The organism is Variovorax frigidus, assembly GCF_051216515.1.
Classification (GTDB): Bacteria; Pseudomonadota; Gammaproteobacteria; order Burkholderiales; family Burkholderiaceae_C; genus Variovorax.
This window is the reverse complement of the sequence record NZ_JBPJZF010000004.1, coordinates 125,895-139,598: the sequence shown is the minus strand read 5'-3', so window position 1 is coordinate 139,598 and position 13,704 is coordinate 125,895. Positions and strand designations below refer to the sequence as shown.

Annotated in this window: 3 protein-coding genes; all 3 read left to right on the top strand. The window is 65.5% G+C overall.

Translation table 11 applies throughout. The features are described 5' to 3' along the window. Nucleotides 1-33 precede the first annotated feature (33 nt). Nucleotides 34-1,023 (top strand): FecR family protein, encoded by a 990-nt coding sequence (locus tag ACSFBC_RS12920; RefSeq protein ID WP_435510738.1) that lies wholly within the window; start codon nucleotides 34-36, stop codon nucleotides 1,021-1,023. A gap of 280 nt (nucleotides 1,024-1,303) precedes the next feature. Beyond that, nucleotides 1,304-12,673, top strand: coding sequence for a filamentous haemagglutinin family protein (locus ACSFBC_RS12915; protein WP_435510737.1), 11,370 nt, complete (start codon nucleotides 1,304-1,306; stop codon nucleotides 12,671-12,673). 160 nt (nucleotides 12,674-12,833) lie between these two features. Next, on the top strand, nucleotides 12,834-13,496 hold the full coding sequence (locus ACSFBC_RS12910) for an RNA polymerase sigma factor (protein WP_435510736.1): 663 nt from the start codon (nucleotides 12,834-12,836) through the stop codon (nucleotides 13,494-13,496). Nucleotides 13,497-13,704 lie beyond the last annotated feature (208 nt).

The window sequence follows — 13,704 nt, the reverse complement described above, 5'->3', positions numbered from 1 at the left end:
TTGCGGGCCAGCATCGCCGTGGGGCGTGACGTCATGAAGACGCCCGTTGACGATCGCACTTCTGCTGACGAACTGGAGCGGCAAGCTTGGGTCTGGTTGCGGCGGCTCAGTTCCGGCGACGTCAAGACGATGGACGCCGAGGCCTTCAAGCGCTGGCTGCGTACCAGCCCGACGCACAAGTCGGTTTTCAGCGCGGCCAAGAAGGAATGGGCGCTGATCAAGCCGGCGGCTGGCGGCGTGTTGCGCACCAATGTGGAAGCTGCCTCCCTCCACGAACAAGCGCTGCACGGCCTCCACCACGGTCGCCGGGCCTTTCTGGGCGCGGCGATAGGCGCCAGCGCGGTCGCGGGCGTTGCCGTGCTTCATCCTCCGCTGAGCCTGTGGCCATCCCCCAATGAATGGGGCGCGGACGACCGCACCGCCACTGGCGAACAACGCACTCTCGCGGTGTCGCAACGCGTCCAGGTCACCCTGAACACACAAACCAGCGTGCGCCGCCAGACCGTCGACGGTGAAACGACCGGCATCGATCTGCTCACGGGGGAAGCCGCCGTGGACCTGTTCGGTCCTGGCATGTCCTTCACTGTCATCGCCGGTGTCGGTCGTAGCCTTGCCGAATCCGGACGTTTCGAGGTCCGACATCTGGACGGCAAGGTGTGCGTGACCTGCATCGAGGGCACCGTGCGGGTGGCGCATCCATCTGGGGTCCGGTCGCTCCAGGCCCGTCAGCGGGCGATCTATGACGCGGCGTCGGTGAGCAGTGTGACCCGCATCGAGCCGGCCGACACGTCGGCGTGGCGCAAGGGCGAGTTGGTGTTCCAGCAGACGCCGCTGGCGCAGGTGGTGGAGGAGATCAATCGCTACCGGCCGGGTCGCGTGCTGTTGATGAACACGGCGGCGCGCAGCAAGCCGGTGAGCGGCAGCTTTGCCATCGGTTTGCTGGATGTGGCGCTGGCGCAGTTGCAACGCACCTTCGATCTTCGTGCCCGATCGCTGCCCGCCGGCCTGTACGTTTTGAGCTGAGTTTCAGCAGGTTTTTCATGACAAGCAGATGACGTGTTCAGCACGTCGTCCGGTTGGTTTGCACCTTTCCGTGCCGCACGCGGATGCCTGCAAATCCGCTGAAAGACTGGGGATTAAAAATAATCTGCGGGTGAGTGGGGTCGTCGTTCGTTCTTAGCCATCGGGAAGTTTTGCGCAAGCCTGCGATCACTCGCTGCGCTTGTGCCGAACTCCAAGAACATGGCTGGCCGATGCGACGGACAGCCGATTCGACATCGTCTCCAACTTGGCAGGAACTCACATGACCACACGGGCGCGCAACGGCAAGGATCGGAAAGCGATACGAACCGAGAGACGAACTTTCCGAATGGCGCCGATGGCGCGGGCCATCGCGCTCACGCTGGCCGCCGGTAGCATGGTCGGCGTTGCGCATGCCCAGCGGACCCTCAGTCCGGCGTGGTTTGCCAGCAAGGGGGCTGCGCAGAACATCGCATTGCAGACCGGCAAGCTGTCCAATGGAATGCCGGCATCCAGCCTGGGATCGCATGCGGCACCGATCAACGCCAATGTCGCGCGCTCGATCAACAACCTCAATCTGGCCGCACGTGGTATCGCAGCGCAACAGGCCGCGCAAGCGGCGGCGCGAGAAGCCACATTGAATGCGGGCTCGAGCGTTCCCGATGGACTCGTCGACGGCGGACTCAAGGTCGACACCCACAGCCTCACTGCTGGCTGGATCAATGCCAATGGTCCCGTACAGACGGCAGCCGGCGGCAAGACCGAAGTCAAGATCGAGCAGACCGCCGAGAAGGCCATCCTGAATTGGGAGACCTTCAACGTCGGCAAGAACACCACGGTGAACTTCGACCAGAGCAAGGGCACCCGCGCCAAGGACGGCAGCAACACCTGGATTGCGCTGAACCGCATCAACGATCCCAGCGGCAAGCCCAGTGAGATTGCCGGGCAGATCAAGGCCGATGGCTCGGTCTACCTGATCAACCGCAACGGCATTGTTTTCGCAGGCAGCAGCCAGATCAATACGCGCACGCTGGTGGCATCGAGCCTGAAGCTGTCGGATGAGCAGTTCAAGCTGGGTATCAACAACCCGCAAAAGTTCGCAAACGGGGGCAACGACTTTCCCATCCCTCAGTTCGGCGAATTCACCTCGCTGACACCCGACATCTACTACGCCGAGGCTGCGTTCAAGCCGGGCAACGGCACCACCCCGGACCAGTTGGGCTCGGTCGATCGTTTCGAGCCCGGCCTGCCGCCGGGCGCGGTCACGGTCGTCGCCGGTGCGCAGCTGGAAGTGCGCAGCGGGGGCAAGCTCATGCTGTTCGCGCCAAAGGTGAACAATGCAGGCCACCTCTCGGCACCGGATGGCCAGGTCATCCTGGCCGCAGGCGAAAACGTCTACCTTAAATCGCCCCAAGGCAACGACACCAATGGCGTTCGTGGCCTGGATGTGGCGGTGTCGGCGGTACCGGGTTGGGCGTTCACCGGCGGGCAGATGGTCGGTGCCCTGGGGCTGGATCGTGCCTGGGCGGATGCCTCGTTCGTCGAGGGCATTCGCACGGTGGTGCTGCCTGAAATGGCTGCGCGAGCCAAGGCGGTCGGCTACGAGGTGGTCAATACCGGCAGCGTGCGCGCCGACCGAGGCAACGTCACCCTGCAAGCGCAGGACATCCGGCAGAACGGCGTGCTGATGGCCACCACCGCACTGAACAACCGCAACGGTTCCATCCTGTTGCGTGCCTGGGGCCTGGGCACGCACATGTATGCGGACGGTGTCGATGACCTGATGAACTGGTCGGCCGGTACGCTGACACTGGGCGCAGGCAGCCTGATCCAGATATTGCCCGACACGACCGATACCAGCGAGATCGAATCGACGGCATTGGCGACGCGCTACCGGCCGGGTCGGGTTGAGCTGTATGGCCAGTTGATCGATATCCAGCCACGCGCCGGGGTGCTGGTGCCATCCGGCACCATCAGCATGGAGTCGGCGGTCAACCCGCTGTTCACTCAGCAGGCCTGGCGCAAAGGCAGTCTGGGCGATGCCAGCCGCATCTACCTCGATCGTGATGCCTTCCTGAGCGTGGCCGGCCTGCAGGACATGCAGGTGGCCATGTCGCGCAACTTCGTCGAGGCCGAGCTGCGCATCAACGAACTGCGCGACTCGCCGCTGCAATTGGATTCCTGGCTGCGCGGCAAGAAGGTGATCGTCGACCGGCGTGCCAATGGCGTGTTCGAGAAAGGTCCGATGGCGGGCGTCCAATGGGTCCAGAAGCGAGACGCCAACGGGGTGGTGGTCACCATGCCTGGCGAATGGGTGGGTACGCCGCTGGCCGATGTGGCCGGCTGGGTCGGCGTGGGCAAGACCGATCTCAATGAACTGTCTGCCGATGCCGGCAGCATCACCTTGCGAGCAGGCGGCGCAGTCATCACGCGCGCGGGTTCGGTGATCGATGTGTCGGGCGGTTCAGTTCGATATTCCGACGGACTGAATACGGCGACCAAGCTGCGGGGAGCAGACGGCAGAACCTACGCGATGGACAAGGCCCTGCCGGACATGGTCTATACCGGCCTCGCCGGCCGGTACGTTGTCAACCACGCGCGCTGGGGCGTCGAAGAGACCTACCAGAACCCGCTGATCGGTGGCCATCAGAGGGAGACCGGTTATACCGAAGGCCGCAGCGCGGGCGAGGTGAAGATCTTCGCGGGTGATGCCATGGTGCTTGAAGGCGACTTCCGCGGCAACGTGGTCGTGGGCGACCGACAGCTCAGGAATCCCACCAGCAACAAGGGGGGGCTCCTGCAACTGGGCGAAGGCAGCCCGGACCAGAAGCCCTGGTCGCCGGGCACCATCATCGTCAGCCATGACCCGAAAAGGCTGGATGAAGCCTTCAACGCCGCGACCCGACTTTCAGATGAGTTTTACGTTCCACTCGATCCGGACCCTGAAAAACAGAAGTCACTCAAGCTGACCTGGTTGTCCGACAACATGCTCAGCCGGTCGGGCATGGGCGAGATCGTCTTCAACACGATTCGCGGCGACTTCGAACTCACTTCTGGCGCCAGTCTGGACCTGTCGCCGGGCGCGTCGCTGTACATCGGCGGCAACGAAGGCTCCGGCGGCGATCTGCGCATCCATGGCCTGATCCGCGCCGCGGGTGGGTCCATCAATCTGGACTCGAGGAACGGTGAGCTGATCCTGGGCACGGACGGTCGTTTGGATGTCAGTGGCCAATGGGTCAATGCCTGGCGCGACGGCCTGCCCACGGGGCCGTGGGCAATGGACGGTGGTTCGATCGGTCTGAACGTAGGACAGTGGCGGGCCGCCCCTGAAGCGTACCTGGATGTCTCCGGTGGCGGCCGGGTGGATATCGGCAGGAACGGCCTGCCTGTGCTGCGCGTGGGCGATGCAGGTGCCATCACCTTGGCAGGCATCTCTCCCGGGATGGCCCTGGCAAGCCTGAACCTTCGCGCGCACGCGGCCGGTTCGGCCGGCAGTCTGGTGCTGCAAACGGGTTCATCGGTGCAGATCGGCGGCGCGCTTGCCGATGCCGACGCCGATGTCGTGCTGCTGCCCGCCTCGCTGTATGGGGAACTCGGCTTTGGCCGTGTTTCCGTCAGCGTGGGTGATGAAGGCCGCATCGTCGTGCCGGAAGATGTCACGGTGTCGCAACTGGCCTCCAGCATCGACCTGACGAATTTTGACTTCCGCAACCTGGCCACCGGAAAAAGCCTGGCGGGAGCGGCGCCGATCGGCATCTTGCGACCTGAGCAGCGCCTGGTGCGCAAAGCCACCTCGCTCCATCTGGGCAGTTCGGGCAGCAGCATCGACATCGGCAAAGGCGCAGTGGTACGTACCGACACGGGGGGGCAGCTCCACTTTGCCGCGGGCAAGGACAGCGCATTGACCGTGCATGGCACGCTCGAGGCGGCGGCGGGACGCATCGAACTGGAAGCCAATGTGCTGAACATTGCTTCCGATGCGCAGTTGTTGGCGCGGGGTGTGCCGGTGATCCACCTGAACAGTTCCCGGCGCCGTGTTGGTTCCGTACTGGACGGTGGAACAGTCAGCCTGCGAGGACGCAACATATGGCTTGAGTCGGGTGCGCTGATCGACGTCTCCGGTGCCACGGGTGAAATCGATGGAACGCCGTATGGCATGTTCGATCGGAAAGACCCGCAAGCCATCACCCTGGACAGCAATGGTGGCTTGATCCGGATCAGCGGCAAGGGATTGATCGAGGGCACCCTGGTGGGCGCGGCCGGCGGTCCCGGCGCGAGCGGTGGCAAGATCGAGTTCGACATGCTTGCTCCTTCTGGGGCGGGCGGCACGCCGCTGGAGAGGTTGCAGCAGGCGCTGCAATCGATGGACCCGGACTGCTACGGCCTGGCGGGCAATGGCGCCTGCGACAACAGCAACTGGAAGGAAGCGCTGGATTTCGACTGGAGTCCCCTGATAGGAGGAACCACCGCGTTCATCATTCCTTCCTCGTTGCTTGGGCATCTGGATGACAGCAAGGAACTGGTGTTGTCCGACACCATGCCCGCACCCGCGGCAGACGCGGTGCCCCTGGATCCTGCCCGCTTTGGCTTGACGCCCGAATCGCTGGATTTCTTCCGCGACAATCTGTTGTACACGGAACTGCTGCGCGAGATCCTGCAGACGCCCGGGCAGGCCCATGCATTGACCGTGCGGCCGCAATCGTTTCAGGCAGGCGGCTTCGCGGACCTGTCGCTGGTCAACTCCTCGCAGGGCGCGATCAGGCTGGACAACGCGCATATCGCGATGGGGCGGTCCATTTCGCTGCAGGGTGAAATCAAGGGCAATCAGGGTGCAACCTCTTCGTTGCACGCGCCCTACATCGCGCTGAGTGCGAATTCGAATGTCTCGTTGTCTCCCGCTCCCGGTAGCGCCGAATCCTCCGGCCAGCTGACGCTGCGTGGCTCGTTGATCGACATCGCCAACGAAAACGAAACAGGCGTGGTGATGACAGGCGCTGTCCGCATCACTGGTTTCGCCAGCACCCTGCTGGAGGCCGACGAGATTCGATTTGGGAGCGCATTGCCGACGCAGTTCAACAGCGACACCTTGCTGCAGGCCCATCTGGATGTGGACGGCAAGCTGGTGTTGAAGGCCGGACAGATATATCCGGCCATGGCCATGAAGGCGATCATCCGTGCCGGCGATTCGATCCATGTCGACCGCTTTGGTGTAGCCGGTGTGGCGCCCTTGTCGGCCGGCGGCACGTTGCGTCTGGAGGCACCGGTGATCGAGCAGAACGGCGTGCTGCGCGCCCCCTTCGGCCAGATCGAGTTGATTGCTGGTGAGCGCCTGACGCTGGGCGCGGGCAGCATCACCTCGGTCTCCGGGGCGGGGTTGGTGGTGCCTTACGGCACCCTCACCAACAACGAACACTGGCACGATCCGACCCAGCCGCTGGACGATGCCGCTCCCGCGAAAGGTTCGCTCACCGCGCCGCCGGAGAAACGCATCACCCTGACCTCGCCCGACGTCGCACTGGACAAGGGTGCGGTCGTGGACATCACCGGCGGCGGCGACCTGTATGCCTGGGAATTCGTGCCGGGCCCGGGCGGCTCGCACGACGTGCTGAACCTGCCGGGCATGTACGCCGTTCTTCCCAGTCGCAACGGTGCTGCGCCGGCCAGCGGCATCGAAGCTGGCCAGCGTGTCTGGCTGGCCGGTGGCAAGGGTCTGGCCGCAGGTTGGTACGCCTTGCTGCCCGCACGCTACGCGTTGCTGCCCGGCGCTTTCGCGGTGCAGGCCACCGGCAAGGACTGGGCGGGGGCGGCCAGAGCCGGCGTGGTTGTGGCCGACGGAAGTCTGATCATGCAGGGCAAGGGCGGCAATGCTCTCGGCAACACCCAGGATGCCATCGCATCGGCCTGGCGCGTGATGCCGGGTGCCACCCTGCGCAAGTACAGCGAGTACAACGAAGCCTTCGCCAACGACTTCTTCTCGTCCGACGCGTTCAAGCTCACCCAGTACCGATTGACCGGCCAGAACGTGGTGACGCCACGCCTGGCGCGCGACGGCGGTGCGGTGGTGTTCGATGCCACCCAACGTCTGATCCTGGACGGCACATTGCTGTCGCAAGCCGACAAGGGTGGTCGTGGTGGCCTGGTGGACATTGCCAGCAAGAAGATCGCCATCGTCGGAGGTGGGCAGGACGCGGGTACGTTGCAGGCCGATGGCTACCTGATCATCGATGCGACCAGCCTGTCCAACTTCGGTGCCGGCAGCCTGCTGATCGGGGGCATACGCAAGGGCGACCCACTGGGCCTGCAGTTGCATGTGACCGCCAGTGACATCGTGGTGCGCAACGATGCGGGCTCGCAACTGTATGGCCCGGAGATACTCCTGGCCGCCAGCGAGCAGGTCGCCATCGAGGCGGGCAGCGTGGTCAGTGCGAAGGGCGCCGGTTCCAGCAATGCGGGCGACCTGGTGATGAAGCCGCAGTTGGCCGCGGTCTATACCGATCCGGACGGCCAGCTGGACGACAACTGGGATGGCGTGGTCGACGCCCAGGATGCGAAGGATGACGTGCTCACGGCGCCGGCCCGCGACTGGGGCGCGCTGGTGCGCGTGGCCAACGGCGATGCGGTCAAGGTACTGCGCGAGAACGTGGACACCACCCGGGGCGGCCTGGTCCGCATCGGTGCCGGGGCGATCATCAACGGCGGTGCGGCGCTGCTGATCGACGCCACCCGCACCACCGAACTGGCCGGCTCGGCACGGATCTCGGGTACAGACCTTTCCGTGGCGGCCGGCCGCATCGGCCTGGGCGGTGGCACCGAAGGCATGGTGCTGGACACCGGCGCATTGGCGCAGTTGGCCAACTCCAAGCGCCTGACTCTGCGCAGCTACTCCAGCTTCGACTTTTACGAGTCACTCGATCTGGGCGCGGCCGGGCTGGCCTCGCTGGCCTTCGACGGCGCGGCCTTCGTCGGTCATGGCGCGGGCGCGGTCGTCCTGAAGGGCGACACCATCACGCTGCTCAACAGCGGGGGCAACGCCAGCGTCACCGGCATCGGCAGCGGTTCCTTCACCCTGGACGCCGGCACGTTGGTGCTGGGTGCGGGGCAGAAGCGTTTCTCCGGTTTCAATGCGGTCACCCTCACCGGAAGCAGGCAGATCGTCGGCGAGGACGCAGGCGGGATCCACGTCGGCAACGCCGCGCTCACCCTCAACACGCCGCTGCTGACCGGTCGCGGCGGTGCCACCCAGTCCTTCGTCACCGAGGGCGCACTGCGGGTCGCGGCACTTTCTGGCGGTGCATCGACACCGCAGGACCTGCAGGACAGTCTGGGGTCACGGCTTGCCTTGACCGGCGGCAGCATTCAGTTCGGCGGTCACGCCGTGGCCCTGGGCGGCAGTATCGACCTGACCGCGACCGATGGCAGCCTGGCACTGGCCGAAGGCGCGCGGATCGATGTGGGCGGCTTTGCCAAGCAGTTCTTCGACGTGTCCGAATACGCGGACGCGGGTCGCATCAACCTGTCCGCCATCGGCGGCGATGTGCATCTGGGCCGTGACAGCATGCTCAACCTGGCCGCGCACCAGGACGGTGGCAGCGCCGGCACCCTGAGCGTGGCGGCCTCGAACGGAGGTACGGTGATCCTGGAGGGCACGATTGCCGCGCGGGCGGGCAACGGTGGCAAGGCGGGTGCCTTCTCGCTGGACATCGAGGCGTTGCCGAACTTTGCCGCCTTCAGTCATCGTCTGAACGAAGCCGGTTTCGATCGCTCACGTCAGTTCCGTATCCGCCAGGGCAATGTGTTGTTGGACGGCACGACCACGGTGGACGACTTCGCCCTGACCACCGACCAGGGCAGCATCGACATCACCGGCACCATCGACGCGCGCTCGGGTTTCGGCGGCGCGATCCGCATCACCGGCGGCAATGGCGTCTCCATGCAGCAGGGTGCGCAATTGCTCGCAGGGGCCATGGGCGAACTCGGCAGTGGCCGGGTCACGCTGGAGGCGGCGGGTGGGCAACTCGACTTGCAAGGCGGACAGATCGATGTGGCAGGCAACGAGGGCGGCAAGGTGCGCTTGCGCGCCCGGCAGACTGCCGGCCACGACGGGATCCATGCCACTGCGCTGAAGGTGAATATCACCGGGGCGCGTTCCGCGGTGCTGGAGGGCGTCAGCACCTACGACGTGGCTGACTACGACGGCCGCACGGTGGACTCGGTCAAGGCCGACGCCATTGCCGATGCCCACCGGTTCAACGCCGCAGCCTTCGGCATGGCCTCCCGGCTGGGCACCCACCTCGCGATCCTGGCCGGCATCGAGATCCAGAGCGCCGGCGATCTGGCCATGAACAGCGACTGGAACCTGTTCAGCGATTTTTCCGGTCACCGCGAAGGCACGCTGACCCTGCGCGCGGGCGGCAACCTGCTCATCAACGGCCACCTGAGCGATGGCTTCGACCAGGCCGATCGCAGCGGCGTCTTGCAGAACACGGCCTCGTGGAACCTGCGCCTGGTCGCCGGTGCTGACCTGGCTTCGGCCCACACGCTGGCACTCAAGCCACTGGCCGCGCAGGTGGCGGGGCAGGGCAACCTCATCGTCGGTACGGCCAACACCGCCGTCCCCTCCGAGGGCGATCCCACGCCGGACAATGGCGCGGGCAAGCTGATTCGCACCGGCACGGGTGATCTGGAAGTGCGTGCTGGCCGCGATCTGACCCTGGCGCACAAGGAATCGGTGATCTACACCGCAGGACGCAAGGACACCACGACCTGGAACGATTTCACCACGGCCAACCCGGCGGCGACTTACGGTATCGACGGGGGTCACCTGGACATCAATGCCCAGGGCAGCATCGAGGCGCAGCACTCGGGGCAGCGCTTCACGCAGTGGCTCAACCGCCAGGGCAACCTCAACGATCAGCGCTACTTCGGCGCCTATGAAAACGGTGAGTCCGGCTGGAGGCCCGATGGCAGCTACGGCCCCTTGCTGCGGCCATCCGAGCAGTCCAGCTGGTGGATCAACTACGGCGCCTTCCAGCAGGGGGTGGGTGCGCTGGGCGGTGGCAACGTCACCGTCAACGCCGGCGGCGATCTGGGCAACCTGCTGGTCGCACTGACCAGCAACATGCGCATGCGTGGCGGCCGCAGTGCCACCGAGGCCATGGCCATGGAAACCCGCAATGGCGGCGCGATGACGGTGGAAGCCGGCGGCGCCATCCGCGGCGGCCAGTACTACGTGGCGCGCGGTGCCGGCACGATACGCGCGGGCGAAACCACGACCGGCCACTCGGTCAACGTCGACTGGGATGACAGCAGTGGAACGATCAGGCGCTCCAGCTATACGGTGGCGCCAGTGCTGGCGCTGGGCGATGCCACCCTGAGCCTGAGTACCGCGGGCGACCTGCGCCTGCAGACCGTGGTCGATCCCTTGCTGGTGCGCTATGGGGATGGCCTCACGGCCAATGGGCAGATCCTGGACCATGGCGCCTACATGAGCGGATACACCGACCGCAGCGCCTTGAAGCTGCTCTCGACCGGCGGCGACATCACCTTCGACAACCGCGCGGAGTTCATTTTCAGTGACCGTGAACTGCGCACGAATGACAGGGACACCCTGGTCGGTCATGGTGGCAATCGCTACCCTGCGCGGCTGTCCGTGGCGGCCCTGAACGGCGATCTGGCCATCGATGGTCCGCTGTATGTGCTGCCCGGATCGACCAACGACGTGAGGTTGGTTGCACAGAACGACATGCGCTTCGCCGCTCCGGTGCTGATGGCCTATGCCACGCCGGCCATGATGCCGTCGGCGTTCATGCCCACTGGCGGCGGCGGATACGAGGTCGGCCAGATGGATCTGGAACCCCTGCTGGAGAACTGGATCTGGAATGGCCCGTCCTCCCATATCAAGGACGCCTACCTGCGCAGCGTGCACAACCCGGACGTGCTGCCACTGGCGGGCGACTTCGAGCCCAGCCGCTTCTACACGGCGAAAGGCTCGATCCTGGGGCTGGACCTGCGCGCCAGCGAGCAGACCTGGGTGCGTGCAGGCACCGACATCCGCGGCATCCGCCTGCAAGGCCGCAACCTGCGTGCTTCGGATGTGACCCTGCTGGAAGCGGGCAACGACATCCTCGCGATGACGCCTGTTGCTCCGATCAATCCCGAGAGCGCCGTCTCGCGCAGCCTGACCGGTGACATCGCCATGCAAGGGCCCGGCACGCTGGCCGTGTCTGCAGGCCGCGATGTCTACGCCGACGATCTGTCGATCCAGACCCTGGGCAACCGGCGTCACGACAACAACAACCGTCCGGTGGCCGATTCGGATATCAAGGGTCTGCCCGAGCAGGGCGCCTCGATCACGGTGATGGCGGGCATGAACCAGGCCGCCGGCTATGAGGCCTTCGCCAGTGCCTACCTGGACCCGGCCCAGGTGGCCTCGATGCCCGACTACCTGAAGTCCACCGGCAGCGACGGCACGGTGCTGCCGATCTACCTGACCGATTTGGTGGAAACCCGCAAGGACGACCAGCAGAAAACGGTCCGTCGCGGACTGGTGTCGTACATGCAGGACATGACCGGCGAGAAACTGGAGCCGTTGCAGGCCTGGGCGCGTTTCCAGGAATTGCCGGCACTGGCGCAACGACAGTTCCTGCGCCAGGTCTATCTGCTGGAACTGCGCGAGGCCGGCCGCGACCAGAACCAGCCAGGCACCGGTGGCCTGCCGCGCAACGGCGGCTACAACCGCGGTTACGCGGCCATCGCCACCTTGTTCCCCGGTGATGCCTGGAAAGGCGACGTGGCGGCCAACAAGCTGATGCTGCGCACCATGGCCGGCGGCGACGTCAGTGTGCTGACCCCGGGCGGTGGCCTGCAACTGGCGGCGCTGGGTTCCAGCGTGCCGGCGGGCTATGGCCTGGTCACGCTGGCTTCGGGTCACATCAATGTGTTCGCCAGGGAAGACGTGGTGGTGAACCGCTCGCGCATCCTGTCCTTCGTGCCCGAAGCCACGCGCCAGGGCAGCGACCAGATCATCTGGTCGACCAAGGGCGACATCGATGCGGGCCGCGGGTCCAAGACCGTGCGCGTACCTGCGGCCCCGGAAGTGCTGACCGACCTGGATGGCTTTACCTCGGTCCTCGAGAAATCGGACATGAGCGGCAGCGGCATCGGCACGGTGGGCGACGGCGACGTGGATCTGGTCGCACCGGAAGGCACCATCAACGCAGGCGATGCGGGCATCCGCTTTGCCGGCAACCTGAACCTGGCGGCCTTGCATATCGTCAATGCCGACAATATCGCGGGCGAGGGTGAGATCACGGGCTTGCCGGCAGTGGTGTCGGTGAACATCGGTGCCTTGACTGCAGCCAGTGCCGCGGCATCGCAGGCCAGTGCAGCGGCTCAGGAGGCGGTGCAGCGTGAGCGTGCTGCGGCACGCGGCAACCTGCCGTCGGTCTTTACGGTGAAGGTGCTGGGTTTTGGCAATGAACCGATAGGGCGCGGTGAGCAAGCACCGCCACCCAAGGCGGGATTGCAGTCCGATGCAACGCGTTACCGCGAGGCGAGTCCAGTGCAGATCGTCGGTTTGGGCGGCACCCTCGATTCCCGGCATGCGGCACGGCTGACCTCGGAAGAGCGGCGTCTTCTGCAGCAGGACCGCTAACCCACCTCTCGACGCTGTGTTCTCTGTAGCTCCCCGTCTTGGCGGGAGCTACTTGGGACCGCTTTGCCCATCTGTCGCCGGGCGTCGTGCACCTGCTCACCGAGGCCAAACCGTCATGGATCCGAGTGCTTGGCATTGCCCCGCGTCGTTTGAAACAACGATGGATGCCGCTGCCACCGAGACGCCTGCAGAGGAAGACCACGGCGCCGTGCTGCGCGAGGTCCTGGCGTCGAACTACCAACGGCTGCACCAACGCCTGCTGCGCCACCTGGGCTGCCCCGACCGGGCCAGCGACTGCCTGCACGATGCCTGGCTTCGTCTGGGTGAGATGCACGTATCCGAGCCCGTGCAAAGCCCTGAGGCCTACGTCTATCGCGTGGCCTGCAACCTGGCGATGGACCGCCTGCGCAGCAACCGCCCCATGCAGTACGCGAGCGGCGTGGAGTCCGAGCTGGACGCACTGGCCGACCATTCGGCCGGCCCCGACGTCATTGCCGAGGCCCGCTCCGATCTGGAAGCGGTGGAGCGCGCGCTGCAGCGCCTGCCGCGTCGCCACCGTTCGGTGCTGGTCGCACTTCGCCTGGAAGACAAGACCCGCCAGGAGGTCGCCGCCTGGCTTCGCATCTCCCTGCGCAGCGTGGACTCCGCGCTGCGCCAGGCCCTGGACCACTGCGCCGAAGCCTCCGGCCAGACGGTGATGGTGGGCGTCGGCTCACCCCGACGCGGCCTGTCCCTACGCTGGCAGACCCCGTCCGCCGCGGGGAGCACCGTGAAATCTTGTGTGAGGCGTCAAGAAGGGGACATCGAATGCGGAGGGATTTGAGGCACCTGCGCTACTTCATCGCCATCGGCTAGGAGTTGTATTTCGCGCGCGGTCGAACGTCTGCACATTGCACATTGATCAGTCGGCTCTGTCCAAGGCGATATGCCTCCGCTGTGGGGTGTCCTGGACGCTGGGATGGCAGCGCGACATGGGCGGATGATCCGCCACTGATACGTTGCTTTGTCGGGAAATCCGGTTGCGGCTTGCA

Coding starts and splice junctions, on each gene's coding strand:
- ACSFBC_RS12920 (WP_435510738.1), top strand. CDS start 34: ATGAAGACGCCCGTTGACGATCGCACTTCTGCTGACGAACTGGAGCGG.
- ACSFBC_RS12915 (WP_435510737.1), top strand. CDS start 1,304: ATGACCACACGGGCGCGCAACGGCAAGGATCGGAAAGCGATACGAACC.
- ACSFBC_RS12910 (WP_435510736.1), top strand. CDS start 12,834: ATGGATGCCGCTGCCACCGAGACGCCTGCAGAGGAAGACCACGGCGCC.